At 64.4% G+C, this 16,730-nt stretch carries 16 protein-coding genes and 1 pseudogene; 6 read left to right on the plus strand and 11 right to left on the minus strand.

Features of this window, described 5'->3' with window-relative positions; all coding sequences use genetic code 11:
* Positions 1-5: 5 nt before the first annotated feature.
* On the minus strand, positions 6-941 hold the full coding sequence (locus VOM14_RS19300; protein WP_327630342.1) for a DMT family transporter: 936 nt from the start codon (positions 939-941) through the stop codon (positions 6-8).
* Between the two features lie 264 nt (positions 942-1,205).
* Between VOM14_RS19300 and VOM14_RS19305 the strand changes: the two genes are divergently transcribed.
* The 3 genes from VOM14_RS19305 (at position 1,206) to VOM14_RS19315 (ending at position 3,227) form a co-directional block, all read left to right on the plus strand.
* A complete protein-coding gene (locus VOM14_RS19305) occupies positions 1,206-2,321 on the plus strand; it encodes a porin (RefSeq protein ID WP_327630343.1) in 1,116 nt (371 codons plus the stop codon).
* Between the two features lie 89 nt (positions 2,322-2,410).
* Positions 2,411-2,797 carry a lactoylglutathione lyase gene (gloA, locus tag VOM14_RS19310; RefSeq protein WP_327630344.1) on the plus strand — a complete coding sequence of 129 codons (387 nt, stop codon included), beginning with the start codon at positions 2,411-2,413 and terminating at the stop codon, positions 2,795-2,797.
* Between the two features lie 31 nt (positions 2,798-2,828).
* On the plus strand, positions 2,829-3,227 hold the full coding sequence (locus VOM14_RS19315) for a DUF4440 domain-containing protein (protein ID WP_327630345.1): 399 nt from the start codon (positions 2,829-2,831) through the stop codon (positions 3,225-3,227).
* Between the two features lie 22 nt (positions 3,228-3,249).
* Here the strand turns inward: VOM14_RS19315 and VOM14_RS19320 are convergent, their stop codons facing one another.
* From VOM14_RS19320 to VOM14_RS19350, 7 genes are all read right to left on the minus strand, one after another.
* Positions 3,250-4,137, minus strand: coding sequence for a M48 family metallopeptidase (locus VOM14_RS19320; RefSeq protein ID WP_327630346.1), 888 nt, complete (start codon positions 4,135-4,137; stop codon positions 3,250-3,252).
* Between the two features lie 44 nt (positions 4,138-4,181).
* The gene (locus VOM14_RS19325) at positions 4,182-4,940 is read right to left on the minus strand and encodes a lysophospholipid acyltransferase family protein (protein ID WP_327630347.1); all 759 of its coding nucleotides are present in this window, start codon (positions 4,938-4,940) and stop codon (positions 4,182-4,184) included.
* 40 nt (positions 4,941-4,980) lie between these two features.
* The gene (gmhB, locus tag VOM14_RS19330; protein ID WP_327630348.1) at positions 4,981-5,535 is read right to left on the minus strand and encodes a D-glycero-beta-D-manno-heptose 1,7-bisphosphate 7-phosphatase; all 555 of its coding nucleotides are present in this window, start codon (positions 5,533-5,535) and stop codon (positions 4,981-4,983) included.
* A gap of 10 nt (positions 5,536-5,545) precedes the next feature.
* Entirely contained in the window at positions 5,546-7,645 is a 2,100-nt protein-coding gene (gene glyS, locus VOM14_RS19335; protein WP_327630349.1) for a glycine--tRNA ligase subunit beta, read from the minus strand.
* Positions 7,646-7,660: 15 nt separating this feature from the next.
* Positions 7,661-8,668 carry a glycine--tRNA ligase subunit alpha gene (gene glyQ / locus VOM14_RS19340; protein ID WP_327630531.1) on the minus strand — a complete coding sequence of 336 codons (1,008 nt, stop codon included), beginning with the start codon at positions 8,666-8,668 and terminating at the stop codon, positions 7,661-7,663.
* Between the two features lie 258 nt (positions 8,669-8,926).
* Positions 8,927-10,072, minus strand: a complete 1,146-nt coding sequence (mnmA, locus tag VOM14_RS19345; RefSeq protein WP_327630350.1) for a tRNA 2-thiouridine(34) synthase MnmA — start codon at positions 10,070-10,072, stop codon at positions 8,927-8,929.
* Positions 10,073-10,128: 56 nt separating this feature from the next.
* Positions 10,129-10,608 carry an NUDIX hydrolase gene (locus VOM14_RS19350; RefSeq protein ID WP_327630351.1) on the minus strand — a complete coding sequence of 160 codons (480 nt, stop codon included), beginning with the start codon at positions 10,606-10,608 and terminating at the stop codon, positions 10,129-10,131.
* 252 nt (positions 10,609-10,860) lie between these two features.
* On the opposite strand from VOM14_RS19350, the gene VOM14_RS19355 reads away from it, so the two are divergent.
* The 3 genes from VOM14_RS19355 to VOM14_RS19365 are packed head-to-tail and all read left to right on the plus strand — an operon-like array spanning position 10,861 to position 13,812.
* Positions 10,861-12,003, plus strand: coding sequence for a Re/Si-specific NAD(P)(+) transhydrogenase subunit alpha (locus VOM14_RS19355; protein WP_327630352.1), 1,143 nt, complete (start codon positions 10,861-10,863; stop codon positions 12,001-12,003).
* 25 nt (positions 12,004-12,028) lie between these two features.
* Positions 12,029-12,358, plus strand: coding sequence for an NAD(P) transhydrogenase subunit alpha (locus VOM14_RS19360; RefSeq protein WP_006047931.1), 330 nt, complete (start codon positions 12,029-12,031; stop codon positions 12,356-12,358).
* Positions 12,358-13,812 carry an NAD(P)(+) transhydrogenase (Re/Si-specific) subunit beta gene (locus tag VOM14_RS19365; RefSeq protein WP_327630353.1) on the plus strand — a complete coding sequence of 485 codons (1,455 nt, stop codon included), beginning with the start codon at positions 12,358-12,360 and terminating at the stop codon, positions 13,810-13,812. The genes VOM14_RS19360 and VOM14_RS19365 overlap by 1 nt, the downstream gene beginning before the upstream one ends.
* A gap of 45 nt (positions 13,813-13,857) precedes the next feature.
* Here VOM14_RS19365 and VOM14_RS19370 read toward each other — a convergent pair.
* The 3 genes and pseudogenes from VOM14_RS19370 to VOM14_RS19380 form a co-directional block, all read right to left on the minus strand.
* Positions 13,858-14,597, minus strand: a pseudogene (locus VOM14_RS19370) (helix-turn-helix transcriptional regulator).
* An 82-nt stretch (positions 14,598-14,679) separates the two neighbouring features.
* The gene (locus VOM14_RS19375; protein WP_327630354.1) at positions 14,680-15,063 is read right to left on the minus strand and encodes a VOC family protein; all 384 of its coding nucleotides are present in this window, start codon (positions 15,061-15,063) and stop codon (positions 14,680-14,682) included.
* A 218-nt stretch (positions 15,064-15,281) separates the two neighbouring features.
* A complete protein-coding gene (locus tag VOM14_RS19380) occupies positions 15,282-16,571 on the minus strand; it encodes a THUMP domain-containing class I SAM-dependent RNA methyltransferase (protein WP_327630355.1) in 1,290 nt (429 codons plus the stop codon).
* Between the last annotated feature and the right edge of the window lie 159 nt (positions 16,572-16,730).

Consider the following 16,730-nt stretch of genomic DNA (forward strand, 5'->3'; position numbering starts at 1 on the left):
AATCGTCAGGCGGTGCGCCGCGCGGCCGGCGCATTGACGAGCGCGATGCCCGTCAACACCAGCACGGCCGCCATCAGGAAACGCAGGTTGAACGATTCGCCGAGCAGCAGCACGCCGAACGTCACGCCAAAGAGCGGCGTGAGAAACGAAAACACCGACAGACGCGACGCGATATAGCGTGTCAGCAGCCAGAACCACACCAGATAGCTGACGAACGCGACGACCACCGCCTGATACGCGAGGCTCGCCGCTGCGAGCGGCGTCACTGTTTCGACATGCGCTTCGCCGAGCCCGACCGCCAGCGCGAGCAACACCAACGCCGACACGGCCAGCTGATAGAAGAGCGTCTTGCTCGCGCTCGAGTGCGCGAGCCGCGTGGCGCGAACCACGACGGTCGTCGCGGCCCAGGCGACGCCCGCCAGCACGCCGAGCGCGTCGCCGGCCACACCGGCCAGCGCGGAACCGCGCGCGCTGGCGCCGTGCAGAAAGCCATCCGCGAAAGCGAGCGTCATGCCGGCAAACGCCACCACAATGCCCAGCCACTGAATCCGCCGCATCCGCTCGCCTTCGACGAACCAGTGCAGACCGAGCGCCGTGAAGCAAGGCGCCGTGTACAGAAACACGGCCATGCGCGACGCGCTGGTCAGCGTGAGTCCCAGAAAAATACACACGAACTCGGCCGCGAACAGCATGCCCGCGAGCAGCCCGGCGCCGAGCGTGCCGTCGCCGCGAAACAGCGGCGTGCCGCGCGAGCGCGCCCAGCCCCACACCAGCAGCGCCGCGATGGCCGAGCGCAAGCCCGCCTGGAAGATCGGCGGCAGTGCGGCGTTGGTGCTCTTGATCGCCACTTGCTGGAATCCCCAGATCGCGCACAGGCCGACCATCAGCAGGATGGCGAGACTATCGGGCGCGCGGCGCGTGGGCAGGGCAGTCGTGCTCATGGGCAGTGTCGTGGCGATCAGGCAGGGCAGGGTGGGCCGGCACGCGTGATGGACAGCCGGAGCAGGTCGTACGATACCAAACCCGCTCGCGGCGCCCGCCGATGACCCCACCGCCTACGCGTGCTTCAGAGAAGTCGCAAGTCATTTGCTGATTTAACGACGCCGTCGCGACTGCCGCGCAACACAAACTTCTTACCATTTTTATTTCGCGCTAAGGTTCGACGACATGTTTTGTCAGTACAAACGCCTGTACAAGGAGACGACATGAACATCCTCAGCAGATGCGCGGCGGCAGCTGTCACCCTGGCGTCTTTCGGTTGCCAGGATGTCGAGGCGCAGTCGAGCGTGACGCTCTATGGCGTTGTCGACGAAAGCGTGCGCTATCTGACCCATGCGAACAAAGCCGGCGATTCGTCGCTCGGGCTTGGCACCGGCGGCATGACACAAAGCCGCTGGGGGTTGAAGGGCGTCGAAGACCTGGGCGGCGGCTGGTCCACTTTCTTCAAGCTCGAAAACCGGCTGTACATCAACAGTGGACAAAGCGATCCGACCTTGCCTTTCTTCAACGAAGCGCAAGTCGGCGTGCGCTCGAATTCCTACGGTCAGGTGATTTTAGGCCGTCAGTACAACGTGATGATCGAGGGCATTACTGTCGGCGGCTATGGCAGCAACCCGTGGATTCCATACGATTTCAGCTTCCAGCCTGAAGTGACGATGACAGGCGGCATCTGGACCAGCAACCAGGTGCAGTATCAGGCGAAGTACAACGGCTTCAGCTTCGCGGCCGGCTACGCGTTCGGCGGCAATGCCGGCAATTCGTACGGCAGCCAGATCGGCGCGGCGGCCGCTTATGCGCCGCCGGGCGGACCATTCAGCATCGGCGGCGCGTATGAGGAGTCGAAGGATTCGATCAACGGCGCGGCGGCGAAGGCGTGGACGTTAGGCGGCTCGTACACGTGGGACAAGACGCGCTTTTCGATGGGTTATATCGTCAACCGGGCCGACGCCGGGTTTGCGACTTTCGCCAACGGCCCGTTCACGGCGGCCGCGCTGAACGCGCTCAAATACACGGACTTCTTGCGCAGACGCATGTTCATGGGCGGCATCACGCAGCAGGTGGGCAACGCGTGGCACTTCGCGGCGAATGTCTGGCGCACGCTACAGGACGGCAAGACCGCTGCGAAAGACGGCTCGGCGTGGCAATACCAGCTCGTCGCCGATTACAACCTGTCGAGGCGCACCGACGTCTATCTCGAAGGCGATTATTCGCTGTATCGCGGCGATCTGATCGGCGCGCAACTGCAAGGCGTGAATAGCGTGGGGCTCGCGCAGAAGGGCTCGCAAACCGGTGTGATGGCGGGGCTGCGGCATCAGTTCTGAAGCGGCTTGGCGCGCGCGTCGCAGCCTGCAATGGCGGGCGATTCCGGGTACATTTACGCTCTCGACATCCAGCAACAAAGGAGTACACGATGCGCCTGCTTCACACCATGCTCCGGGTCGGCGACCTGGACCGCTCCATCGCTTTCTACACCGAACTCCTCGGCATGAAGTTGCTGCGCCGCGAAGATTATCCCGACGGCAAGTTCACGCTCGCATTTGTCGGCTACACGGACGAGCGCGACGGCACCGTCATCGAATTGACGCATAACTGGGACACGCCTTCGTATGATCCCGGCAGCGGCTTCGGGCATCTTGCAGTCGAAGTGGACGACGCCTACGCCGCGTGCGCGAAGATCAAGGCGCAAGGCGGCACGGTCGTGCGCGAAGCCGGCCCGATGAAACACGGCACCACGGTGATCGCCTTCGTGACCGACCCGGACGGCTACAAGATCGAATTTATCCAGAAGAAGAAATAACGTCGGCGCCGAGCCGCGGTCACATCACGACATGAACGACAGCAATCCCTACTTCACGGAACTCGACGCGATCCACGTTGAAATCGCGGCATGGTTCGACGGCTCGGCGGATGACCTCGCGCTCGAACGGATCATGGCGCGCTTCGCGCCGCAGTTCACGTTGATCATGCCGTCTGGCGCCGTGCTCGATCATGCCGCGTTGCGCGAGACGTTCACGAAGCTGCGCGGCACGCGGCCGGGCTCGCGGATCGAGCTTCGCGACAGGGCGATCGTCGCGCACTATCCGTCGGGCGCGGTCGTCAAATATCGCGAGTATCAGCAAGACGATGCGGGCAATGCGAACGTGCGCCGCTCGACCGCGGTGATGGACGTGAACGCGCAAGGCAACGTGACCTGGCGTCATCTGCACGAAACGTTCTGCGCGGAGTAGGCCGCGCGCGGTGACGCGCGCGCTAGAGCGTGGGTAGCAATTCGGGCGGATGCGACTTGAGCGTCTGCCGCGCCTCGCGGAATTCAGGAAAAATCGATTCGACCGTTTGCCAGAAGCGCGGGCTGTGGTTCATTTCCCGCAGATGCGCGAGTTCGTGCGCGACGACGTAATCGATAATGGAAAGCGGGAAGTGAATCAGCCTCCAGTTCAGGCGAATCTTGCCGTCGCTCGAACAACTGCCCCAGCGTGTCGCCGCTGACGAAAGCGCATATGCGCGATAGTTGACGCCGAGTTTCTCCGCGTAAATCGCGAGGCGTTCGCCGAAGAGACGCTTCGCTTCGCTTTGCAGCCAGCCTTGCACGCGGTCTTTGATCTGCTGCGGGTCCGCTTGCAAAGGCAGCGGCACTTGCAGCGCCGAGTCGTTTTCGCTGAACGCGAGCGTGCCTTGCGGCGCGCCGAGCGTCACGCGCACGGGTTGACCGAGATAGGGCACCTCGGCGCCGTCTTTCCAGTCGACCTTCGGCAGCGCGCGCTGTTCGACGCGCGTTTGCCACTCGATCAGCTTCGTGAAAATCCAGCGCTGCTTTTCGGTGATCGCGGTTTCGATATCGGCGAGCGTGACCCAGCGCGGCGCAGTGATCGTGAGCCCGGTGCTGTCGATTGCAAAACCAATCGAGCGGCGCGCCGAACGTTTGAGCACGTAATGCAGCGTGCGCGAGCCGATCGCGAGACTGCGCAGCTTCGTGCCGTCAGGGGCGAGCAACACGGCGGGCGGTTGTCCGGCAGACGTTGCCGAAGGCGCGGACGGTGAAGGGGACGACGACGTGGACCCCGGCTCGGCAAAGAGCGGGAGATCGAGTTGCCGGTTATCGAGCGCCGCAGCGGGCTGCGGCGTAGGAGACTTCTGCATCGGATTCGGCTTCGCGCAAATACGCCTTCGAGGGCGTTGGCGCGTCAGATGGGTGCGGCGGCGGAGTCGTTTTCCGCCGCGCTATACGCAGTAGGATCGATGCGACGCATTTCAGCTTCGATCCACTGTTCGACGCGCGTGTTCACTTCATCGGGCGTGAGCCCCGTCGTCTCAATCGGCTTGCCGATCGACACTGTGACTATACCCGCATATTTGAGAAACGAGTTGCGAGGCCACACGCGCCCGGCGTTGTGCGCAATCGGCACCACGGGCGCACCCGAGGCAATCGCAAAGCGCGCGCCGCCGGTCTTGTACTTGCCCTGCTTGCCGGTCGGCGTGCGAGTGCCTTCCGGAAACATGATCACCCACGCGCCTTCCGCCATGCGCGCCTTGCCTTGCCTGATGACCGACGCGAACGCGTACTTGCCTTCCTTGCGGTCGATATGAACCATCTTCAGCAGGCCGAGCGCCCAGCCGAAAAACGGCACATACAGCAGTTCGCGCTTGAATACATAGCACAGCGGCCGCGGCATCAACGCGGGAAACGCGAGCGTCTCCCAGGCCGACTGATGCTTTGACAACAGCACGGCCGGACCATTGGGCAGATTCTCCATGCCCTGAATCGTGTAGCCGATGCCGTTGAGTCCGCGCGCCACCATCAGCGTGGCGCGGCACCAGCCGGCCGCCATCCAGTAGCGCTTGTCGGCGCGCATGAACGGAAACGCGATGAAGCACGCGATGGCGTACGGCACCGTGAACACGACAAAATAGATCAACAGCAGCAGGGAACGAATGAAGCGCATCGTCGTGGTCAGTGAAGGTTGGGGATGCGCGCGGCGCGCGTCACTCCTGAATTCCGGCGAGGAAGTCGAGCGCGAACGCCCGCAGGTCGTCGTGGACAACCGTGCCTTCCGGCAGGCCGCCGGCCGCGAGGGTTTTGCGGCCCTTGCCGGTCAGCACCAGATGAACCGGATGGCCGAGCGCCGCGCCCGCTTGCAGATCGCGCATGGCGTCGCCGACAACCGGCGTGTTTTCCGGATCGACCTCGAAACGCTCGTTGATCATCTTCAGCATGCCGGGCTTCGGCTTGCGGCATTCGCAGTGATCTTCAGCCGTGTGCGGGCAGAAAAACACGGCGTCGATGCGGCCGCCGACCGCCGCCGCCAAGCGATGCATCTTCAGATGCATCGCGTTCAGCGCGTTCATGTCGAACAGACCGCGGCCGATGCCCGACTGGTTCGTCGCGACCGCGACGCGATAGCCTGCCTGACTCAGACGCGCGATCGCCTCGAGCGAACCCGGCAACGCGACCCATTCGTCCGGCGATTTGATGAACGCGTCGGAGTCGGCGTTGATCACGCCGTCGCGGTCGAGAATCACCACTTTTTTGATCGGCATGGCGGAGCGCTCAGGCGGCGAGTCGCGAAATGTCCGCGACGCAATTCATCTGCTGATGCAGCGCGCCGAGCAAGGCGAGACGGTTCGCGCGCAACGCCGGATCTTCCGCGTTCACCATGACGTCGTTGAAGAACGTGTCGACCGGTTCGCGCAACGCGGCGAGCGCGGTGAGCGCGCCGGTGTAGTCGCGCGCGGCGAGTTGCGACTGCACGCGCGGCGCGACCTGTTCGAGCTGCGCATGCAACGCCTTTTCCGCCGACTCGACGAGCAGCGTGACCTGCACGCCGCCGGTTGCCGCGCCTTCCGACTTCTTCAGAATGTTCGAGATGCGCTTGTTGGCCGCCGCGAGCGATGCCGCTTCCGGCAGCGCCGCGAACTCGCGCACGGCATCGAGACGCGCGACGATGTCGTCAAGACGCGTGGGATTGAGCGCCAGCACCGCGTCGATTTCGCCCGGCGCGTGGCCGCGTTCGCGCAGCAAACCGCGCAGACGGTCCATGCTGAATTCGTAAATGGCTTGCGTCGAATCCGCGACGTTCGGCACTGCGGCGAATTGCGCGTAAGCGGTGCGCAGCAGTTCGATGAAATCGACCGCGAGCTGCTTCTCGACCAGAATGCGCAGCACGCCGAGCGCGTGACGGCGCAGCGCGAACGGGTCTTTCTCGCCGGTGGGCTGCAGGCCGATGCCCCAGATGCCGACCAGTGTTTCGAGCTTGTCGGCCAGCGCGACGACGGTGCCGGTTGCCGTGGCCGGCAACGCGTCGCCCGAGAAGCGCGGCTGATAATGTTCCGAGCACGCGAGCGCGACTTCTTCCGGCTCGCCGTCGTGGCGCGCGTAGTACGTGCCCATCGTGCCTTGCAGCTCGGGGAATTCGCCGACCATGTCGGTGATCAGATCCGCCTTCGCGAGACGCGCGGCGCGCTTCGCGAGCGCGACATCCGCGCCGATCAACGCGGCGATCGCGCCGGCGAGCGCCTCGACACGTTCCACGCGTTGCAGCGCCGAACCGAGCTTGTTGTGATAAACGACGTTCGCGAGCAGCGGCACGCGCTCCGCGAGCGGCTTCTTCTTGTCCTGCTCGAAGAAGAACTTGGCGTCCGCGAGACGCGGGCGCACCACACGTTCATTGCCTTCGACGATGTCGCCCGGCGTGGACGTTTCGATGTTCGACACGATCAGGAAACGCGAGCGCAGCTTGCCGTTCGCATCGGTCAGCGCGAAGTATTTCTGGTTCGTCTGCATGGTGAGGATCAGACATTCCTGCGGAACTTGCAGGAATTCGTCCTCGAAACGGCACGCGTAGACCACCGGCCATTCGACGAGCGACGTCACTTCGTCGAGCAGCGATTCCGGCATCACGACCTGGTCGCCGTCTGCGTGCGCGAGCAGATGCGTGCGGATGGTTTCCTTGCGATCGGCGAAGTTCGGGACGACGCGGCCTTTGTGCATCAGCGTGTCCGCATACGTATCGGCGTGCTGGATCTGCACGAAACCTTCGGACAGGAAGCGGTGGCCGAGCGTGGTGTCGTCGGCGTCGATGCCGAGCGCGCTGACCGGCACGATCCGCTCGCCATGCAGCGCGGTGAGCCGTTGCACGGGACGCACGAACTGCACGTTTGAGCCGTCCGGACGCTGATAGGTCATCACCTTCGGGATGGGCAGCCTGGTGAGCGTTTCGTCGAGCGCGCTTTGCAGGCCTTCCGCGAGCGTGGCGCCCGGCGCCGCGTAACGCAGGAAGAAGGCTTCGGCCTTGCCGTCCTGCGCGCGCTCCAGGTCGCTCACCGAGAAATCGGGGAAGCCGAGCGCCGCGAGTTTCTTGGCGAGCGGCGCGGTGGGCTGGCCGTCTTTGTCGAGCGCGACGGAAACCGGCAGCACTTTTTCGCGCACCTGTTTTTCCGGCGCGACCGCCCGCACGTTCTTCACCATGACGGCGAGACGGCGCGGCGTGGCATAACGCTCGAACGACAATTCGCCTTCGATCAGATCGCGCGCCGCGAGGCGCTCCGCAATGCCTTCAGCGAAGGCGTCGCCGAGACGGGCGAGCGCTTTCGGCGGCAGTTCCTCGGTCAGCAGTTCGACCAGCAGCGTAGCTTGATGGGGTTGAGTCATTTCTTGATGTTCTCGTCAGTCCTGGTCGATCTTGCGTTCGACTTTCAGCGGCGGCGCCCACGCGGGCATGGCGGCGTCCTGCTCGTCGGTGGTGAGGCCGGGCACGCCGTGCACCGGATTGCCGAGCATCGGGAAGCCGAGTTTCTCGCGTGAGTCGTAGTAAGCCTGTGCGACCAGACGCGAGAGCGCGCGAATCCGGCCGATATACGCCGCGCGTTCCGTGACCGAGATCGCGCCGCGCGCGTCGAGCAGGTTGAACGTGTGGCCGGCCTTCAGCACGAGTTCATAGGCGGGCAGCGCGATCTGCGCTTCGATCATGCGCTTCGCTTCGGCTTCGTAGCTGTTGAAGAACGTGAACAGCAGATCGACGTTCGCGTGTTCGAAGTTGTACGTGGACTGTTCGACTTCGTTCTGGTGATACACGTCGCCGTAGGTGAGGCGGCGCATTTCGGGGCCGTTCGGGCCTTGCTCTTCCCACTCGGTCCAGACGAGGTCGTAGACGTTTTCGACCTTCTGCAAATACATGGCAAGACGTTCGAGGCCGTACGTGATCTCGCCGAGCACCGGCTTGCAGTCCAGACCGCCGACCTGCTGGAAATAGGTGAACTGGGTCACTTCCATGCCGTTCAGCCACACTTCCCAGCCGAGGCCCCACGCGCCGAGCGTGGGATTTTCCCAGTCGTCTTCGACGAAGCGCACGTCGTTCTGCTTCAGGTCGAAACCGAGCGCTTCGAGCGAGCCGAGATACAGATCGAGGATATTTTCCGGCGCGGGCTTCAGCACCACCTGGTACTGATAGTAGTGCTGCAGACGGTTCGGGTTGGCGCCATAGCGGCCGTCTTTCGGGCGGCGCGACGGCTGCACATAGGCGGCGCGCCACGGCTCGGGCCCGATTGCGCGCAGGAACGTGTGGACGTGCGAGGTGCCTGCGCCGACTTCCATGTCGATCGGCTGGAGCAACGCGCAACCCTGCTTATCCCAATAGGATTGCAGTGTCAGGATGATTTGCTGAAACGTGAGCATGAAGTGCCTTTCGGGCATGAGGCCGCGCCGCGAGCGCATCAGCGCGCGCGACGAGCCGTGGAGCGAAGTGCTAAACCGGAGATTTTAACGGAAAGGCGGGGGGGTGTCCGTTTTGGGGAGGAGCCGGGTTGGGCGCCGCTTCTGTCCAACGCGGCTTCCTTGCTCATCGATGTGCCGGCAACGCGCGGCTCTTTCCCGGCATGACCCGGCAGCCTTGCAGACGACGCAGCCGAGTTCCGCCAGAAAATCGCGAACCGCTCAACGCGCGCTCAGCAGCGCCGCTTTTTGCGGCTCGCGGGCGGCCGGCTGCCCGGTCGCCGCGTGTTCGATGATGCCGCCGCCGAGGCACACGTCGCCATCGTAGAGCACGGCCGATTGCCCCGGTGTGACAGCCCATTGGGCGTCGGTGAAAGCGAGTTCGAAGAGGCCTTCGCGCTGATCTGCCGTCCTGAACGTGCAGCGCGCGTCCGCCTGCCGGTAGCGGGTCTTCGCGCCGCACGCGAAATCTTCCGCCGGCGGCTCGCCCGCGACCCAGCTCGTATTGCCCGCGCCGAGCGTGCGGCTCAGCAGCCACGGGTGATCGTGACCTTGCGCGACGTACAGCGTGTTCGAGGGAATGTCCTTGCCCGCCACGAACCACGGCTCGCCGCTGCCGTCCTTGCTGCCGCCGAGGCCGATGCCCTTGCGTTGGCCGAACGTGTAGAACGCGAGGCCGATGTGTTCCCCGACTACTTTGCCGTCGGTGGTTTTCATCGGACCGGGTTGAGTGGGCAGATAGCGGTTCAGGAAGTCGCGAAACGGCCGCTCGCCGATAAAGCAGATGCCGGTCGAATCTTTTTTCTTCGCATTGGGCAGCGCAATCTGTTCGGCGATTTCCCGCACCTTAGTTTTCGGAATTTCGCCGAGCGGAAACAGCGTTTTCGACAACTGCGCCTGATTCAGCCGATGCAGAAAGTAGGACTGGTCTTTCGTATGGTCGAAGGCCTTCAGCAGTTCGAAGCGGCCATTGTTTTCGCGCACGCGCGCGTAGTGGCCGGTCGCGATGGTTTCCGCGCCGAGCGACATCGCATGATCGAGAAAGGCCTTGAACTTGATTTCGGCGTTGCACAGCACGTCCGGATTCGGCGTGCGGCCGGCCGAATATTCGCGCAGGAATTCGGCGAACACGCGGTCTTTGTATTCGGATGCGAAATTGACCGCTTCCACGTCGATGCCGATCAGATCCGCCACCGACACCACGTCGATCCAGTCCTGGCGCGTCGAGCAGTATTCGCTGTCGTCGTCGTCTTCCCAGTTTTTCATGAACAGACCGACCACGTCGTAGCCCTGTTCCTTCAGCAGCCACGCGGTGACCGACGAATCGACGCCGCCCGACATGCCTACTACGACTTTCTGCTTGCTCATAAGATGCTCACTGGGTACTGCATGACTTCATGGATCGGGATGGCCGCTCGTGACGGCTATCTTTTGGGCGCGACCGAATGCGTATGCACGAAGTCGAGCGGGAAACGCCGGCCTGCCAGGTAATCGTCGACGCATTGCATGACGAGCGGCGTGCGGTGCCGTTCGGGGCAGGCGCGCAGTTCGTCGGCGCTCATCCACAAGGTTCGCACGATGTCGGAATCAAGCGCGCGTGCCGCTTGCGGCTCGCCGCCGGCGCCGCAGTACGTGAAGCGCAAATAGGTCACGCCGTCGCTGCCGGGCCGCTCGAAATGCGTCATGTACATGCCGACCAGCGCCTCGGGCGCGAACGGATGCGCGGTTTCCTCGAGCGTCTCGCGGATCACCGCTTCCAGCAGCGTTTCGCCGGCTTCCAGATGGCCGGCCGGCTGATTCAGGCGCAAGCCTGCGGCCGTATGCTCCTCGACCACGAGAAAGCGCCCGTCACGCTCGACGATGGCCGCGACGGTCACATGCGGCAGCCAGGTTTCCGGTTTCATGGGTGCGCATTTTACCGTTTATGGCCGCTCACTGCCGGGAAGCGCGGGCGTCCGGGCTGCGGGCAACCGGCTGCGCTCGACCGGCTGTGCGCGACCGGCTGGGGCCGCATGATCCACGGGCACCCCCGGATTGTCCCCGATTTCTGCCGCCCCCCGACTTTCGGGTAAAGTGAGGCGTTAGCCGTTGCAATTGCAAGCCGGCGGCCCTCGTCGGCCGATCTGTCGTCAAACAGTAAGTCGAGGAGGAACACGATGCACATCGGAGTGCCAGCCGAGACGCGCGCGCACGAAACCCGCGTCGCCGCGACGCCCGAGACGGTCAAGAAGTATGTGGCCCAAGGCCATCGGGTCACCATTCAGAGCGGCGCCGGCGCAGGCGCAAGCTTTCCCGACGACGCCTTCGTGGCCGCGGGCGCCGAAATCGTCGACGTGACCACCGCCTTCGGCGCCGATCTCGTCCTCAAAGTGCAGTCCCCCACCGAATCCGAACTGCCGCAGCTCAAGCGCGGCGCGGTTCTGGTCGGCATGCTCGATCCCTTCAACGCCGACAACGCGGCGAAGCTGGCGGCCGCCGGCGTGAGCGCCTTCGCGCTCGAAGCCGCGCCGCGCACCACGCGCGCGCAGAGCCTCGACGTGCTGTCGTCGCAGGCGAACATCGCCGGATACAAGGCGGTGCTGCTGGCCGCCACGCTCTATCCGCGCTTCATGCCGATGCTGATGACCGCCGCGGGCACCGTGAAAGCCGCGCGCGTGCTGATTCTCGGCGCGGGCGTGGCGGGCTTGCAGGCGATCGCGACCGCCAAGCGCCTCGGCGCCGTGATCGAAGCCTCCGACGTGCGCCCAGCTGTGAAAGAGCAGATCGAATCGCTCGGCGCGAAGTTTCTCGACGTGCCCTACGAAACCGACGAAGAGCGCGAGGCCGCGCAAGGCGTCGGCGGCTATGCGCGGCCCATGCCGCCGTCGTGGCTCGCGCGGCAGTCCGTGCTCGTCCATGAGCGCGCGAAGCAGGCCGACGTGGTGATCTCCACCGCGCTGATTCCCGGCCGCGCGGCGCCCACGCTGCTTTCCGCCGAAGCCGTGCAGGCGATGAAACCCGGCTCCGTGCTGGTCGATCTCGCGGCGGGCCGAGGCGCGGAGTACGAAGGCCGGCGCGGCGGCAACTGTCCGCTCACCGAAGCCGATCACGTGGTCGTCAGGCACGGCGTGACGATCGTCGGTTATACGAACCTCGCCTCGATGGTGCCCGCCGACGCGTCCTCGCTCTACGCGCGCAATCTGCTCGACTTCCTCAAGCTGATCGTCACGAAGGAAGGCGCGCTCAACATCGATCTCGCCGACGACATCGTCGCGGCCACGCTGCTCACGCGCGACGGCGAAGTCGTGCGCAAGGCATAAAGCGAATTCACCTGGAGAAACGGCGATGGAAGTCCTCAACCACACCGTCATCAACCTGATTATTTTCGTGCTGGCGATTTACGTGGGCTACCACGTGGTCTGGAACGTCACGCCCGCGCTGCACACGCCGCTGATGGCCGTGACCAACGCGATTTCGGCGATCGTAATTGTCGGCGCGATGCTCGCAACCGGCCTCACGCTCGGCACGCCGGGCAAGTTTTTCGGCACGCTCGCCGTCGCGCTCGCGGCGGTCAACGTGTTCGGCGGCTTTCTCGTCACGCGGCGAATGCTTGAAATGTTCCGCAAGAAAGAGCCGAAAAAGCTCATCGCCGACAAAAGCAAGGAGAACGCGTAATGAGCCTGAACGTCGTCACGCTGCTTTATCTGGTCGCGTCGGTCTGCTTCATTCAGGCGCTCAAGGGGCTGTCGAATCCGAAGACGGCGCGCATCGGCAATACCTTCGGCATGGTCGGGATGGCGATCGCCATTCTCACGACCATCGCGCTGATCGCGAAACAGGCGAACGCGCTCGGCTCGAATCTCGCGCTCGGGCTCGGGTTGCTGTTCGCCGCGTTGATCGTGGGCGGCGCGATCGGCGCGTTTGTCGCCGCGCGCGTCGAGATGACCAAGATGCCGGAACTGGTCGCGGCCATGCACTCGCTGATCGGTCTGGCCGCCGTCTGCATCGCGTATGCGGTGGTGTCGGAGCCGGCGGCATTCGGGCTTGTCGATCCGGAGAATCCGGTGCCGGGCTTTCTGCCTTACGGCAATCGCGTCGAGCTGTTCATCGGCACGTTCGTCGGCGCGATTACCTTTAGCGGCTCGGTGATCGCGTTCGGCAAGCTGTCGGGCAAGTACAAGTTCCGCCTGTTTCAGGGCGCGCCGGTCGTGTACGGCGGACAGCATCTGATCAACCTGATGCTCGCGCTCGCAATGCTCGGCTTCGGCGTGATCTTCTTTTTCACGCAATCGTGGCTGCCGTTCATCATCATGACGGCGATCGCGTTCGTGCTCGGCGTGTTGATCATCATTCCGATCGGCGGCGCGGATATGCCGGTGGTCGTGTCCATGCTGAACTCGTACTCGGGCTGGGCGGCGGCGGGCATCGGCTTCTCGCTGAACAATCCGATGCTGATCATCGCGGGTTCGCTGGTCGGCTCGTCGGGCGCGATTCTGTCGTACATCATGTGCCGGGCGATGAACCGCTCGTTCTTCAACGTGATTCTCGGCGGCTTCGGCAACGAGCCGGGCGCGGCGGCGGCGGGCGGGGCGGCGGAGCAGCGTCCGGTGAAATCCGGTTCGGCCGACGACGCGTCCTTCATGCTCGGCAACGCCGAAACCGTGGTGATCGTGCCGGGCTACGGTCTGGCCGTGGCGCGCGCGCAGCATGCGTTGAAGGAGCTGACCGACAAGCTCGTCGAGAAGGGCATCGAGGTGAAGTACGCGATTCACCCGGTGGCCGGCCGCATGCCGGGCCACATGAACGTGCTGCTCGCCGAAGCCGAAGTGCCGTATGACATGGTGTTTGAGATGGACGACATCAACGGCGAATTCGGTCAGATCGACGTGGTGCTGGTGCTCGGCGCGAACGACGTGGTGAATCCGGCCGCGAAGAACGATCCGAAGTCGCCGATTGCGGGCATGCCGATCATCGAGGCGTACAAGGCGCGCACGGTGATCGTCAACAAGCGTTCGATGGCGGCGGGCTACGCCGGCCTCGACAACGACCTCTTCTACATGGACAAGACGATGATGGTGTTCGGCGACGCCAAGAAGGTGATCGAGGACATGGTCAAGGCGGTCGAGTAGACACGCGTCCGAGGATCGCGGTCGGCCTCGCGCCGCCGCGATGCTTCACTTCGGCTTCGCGTTCACATGTCTGAGCAAGTCCGCGAGCCGCTTGCCCTCCTGATCCGGATACATCTCGCGCACGGTGAGATTCCGGATTCTTTCCAGTCCCAAATTTCGGAAATCGCCGCGCAATTCGCACCACGCGCCGAGCGTCCAGCGCGCGCCCCAATACGCGAGCGCGAGCGGCCAGACGCGGCGCTCGGTCGCCGCGCCGTTGGCGTCGGTGTAGGCGAAGCTCACCACGTGACGCGAGTCGATCGCGCGATGCAGCGTGTCGAGTTGCGTCGAAAAATCACTGCGGATATGAAACGACGGCGCGAAGATCGCGAGCCTTTCGAGCGACGCGCGCTTGTCGGCCGGCATCGCCGAAGCGATCTTGGCGAGCGCGCCGCGCGCGCCGCTTGCAAAGCCGGCGCCGCCCCACGATTCGAGCATGCGCGCGCCGGCGGCGAGCGCCGCGAGTTCGTCGGCGGTGAAGGTAAGCGGCGGCAGGCTGGCCGCGCGGCTGAGCCGATAACCGATGCCGGCCTCGCCTTCGATCGGCACCCCCGACAGTTGCAGATCGCGCACATCGCGATAGACGGTGCGCAGCGAGATGTTGAGCCAGTCGGCGAGTTGTTGCGCGGTGGTCAGACGCCGGCCGCGCAGCAGTTCGGCGATCTGGAACAGGCGGTCGGCGCGGCGCGTCATCGTGGGCGTCTTGTGGAAATGAACGGGACAGTCCCGCGATGATAGCGCCGCATGCCGGGCTGCGGTCAGGGCTCGGGCGCGTGCGCGTTGCTGTGCGCGGATTGCGGCCACATCGCGCTCCCCGCGTCTTGCGCCTTAGCCGTTGGTGCGCGAATGCAGGCCGAGGCGATTGCCTTCCGTGTCGGTGAAGAACGCAATGTAGCCGATGTCCTGTGGCAGTTTGATCACCGGTCCGTCGGTTCTGCCGCCCGCTTCCTCGATGCGCGCGAGGGCGGCATCGACGCTCGGGGTCGCGTTCAGATAGACGAGCACGCCGTCGCCCTTCGGTGTCGCCGACGGGTTGTGGACGATCGCGCCGCCGGTGGCCGGTTCTTCGTAGCCGAACACAGCGATCGGCTGGCCGCCGACTTCCTGGCGATTCAGTTTGACGTCGAGCGCGGCTTCATAAAAACGAACGGCGCGATCGAAATCGACGGACGGGATTTCGAACCATGCAACAACTTTCGACGATGCGGACATGACACTCTCCTATGGATGGCGGGCTGATAAGCCGAACAAAGCGCCGGATGGCGTGAGGAGGAGTGTGCGGGGGTGCTGCTGACAGCGTGGTGTCAGTAGGGTTGCCGCGATGTGGGGCACGCGGAGACGAAAAAAACCGCGGAACGGGGTCCGCGGTTGTGTGGTGGATGCGCTTGTTTGGTTGGACGCCAGGACGTCCGAGCGCCTGCCGCCCATGCTCAAGCGGCCGGCGTATCGCCCTGTGGCCGCTGACGCACGCTGCCCGCAATCAGATCGAAGCGGAACAGCCGGCATTCGAGCGCGCCGTTAAAAAGCGGCGTCTTGGCGGACTCGCGCAGACGCAGTTGGCCGGGCAGCTTGCGATCCGACGTCAGAATGAACGCATGCCAGCCGGTGAAGCGCTGCTTGAGCGCGTCGCCGAGCGACTGGAAAAATTCGCTGTCGGGCGTTTCTTCCTGGGCGCGGCGGAAGCTGTCGTCGTCGCGGTTATCGCGATTGCGTCCCTCGCGGATTTCGCCGCGCGCGTTGCGCCCGCGCACTTCGATCCGCTCGCCATACGGCGGGTTCGCGACGAGGATGCCCGGCTCCGCAACCGGCGGCGTCATGCCGCGCGCATCGACCTGTTTGAGCGGAATCAGGGGCAGGCCCGCGCGCTGGAAATTCGCGCGTGCTTTGTCGAGCATGTCGCCGGAAATATCGCTGCCGAAGATGTGCAGATCGGCGCGCGAGTTGCGGGCAGCGTGTTTGGCGTCGAGCGCGGCGGCTTTCAGCGTTTGCCAGACTTTGCTGTCGTACTGCTTGAATTTTTCGAAGCCGAAGCGGCGCTCCGCGCCAGGCGCGATGTTCAGCGCGACTTGCGCGGCTTCGGCGAGGAACGTGCCGCTGCCGCACATCGGGTCGTACAGCGGCGTGCCGGCACTCCAGCCTGTCAGGCGCAGAATGCCCGCCGCGAGGTTCTCGCGCAGCGGCGCCGCGCCCTTGTCCAGACGCCAGCCGCGCTTGAAGAGCGGGTCGCCCGAGGTGTCGAGATAAAGCGTGCAGTCGGTCGCGGTGAGGAACGCGAACACGCGGACGTCGGGCATGCCGGTATCGATGCTCGGCCGCGCGCCGCTGACTTCGCGCAGACGATCGCAGATCGCGTCTTTCACGCGCAGCGTCGTGAATTCGAGACTGCGCAGCGGTGACTTGATGGCGGTGACGTCGACGCGCAGCGTTTCGTTGGCGGAGAACCACTGCTCCCAACGCTGTTCGACGGCGAGCGCGTAGATGTCCTGTTCGCTGCGATACGGACGATGCGCGATTTTCAGGAGCACGCGGCTCGCGATGCGCGAATGCAGGTTGGCGGCCATGCCGGCCGCCCAGCCGCCGCGGAAATGCACGCCGCCGGGGACTTGCGAGCCTGCGACGAACTGCGCGCCGTTCAGATGTTGCGCGGCGATTTCGGCGAGTTCGGAGGCGAGCGAGGCTTCAAGGCCACGGGGGCAGGGGAGGAAGAAGTCGAAGGACATATAAGGAGGGGGCGCGGCCGTGGGCCGATGAGTAAGGGCGTATTGTACGCGGTTGCGTTGGGGCTGCTTTTTGGGGTTCTGGTTTTTTGGTGGGTTTTTGTTTCGTTTGTGGTCTATTGGCGTTGCCCCCGTGCGGGGCGGCACTCATAGACCATCAAC

Source organism: Paraburkholderia sp. MPAMCS5 (genome assembly GCF_036016995.1).
Taxonomy (GTDB): domain Bacteria; phylum Pseudomonadota; class Gammaproteobacteria; order Burkholderiales; family Burkholderiaceae; genus Paraburkholderia.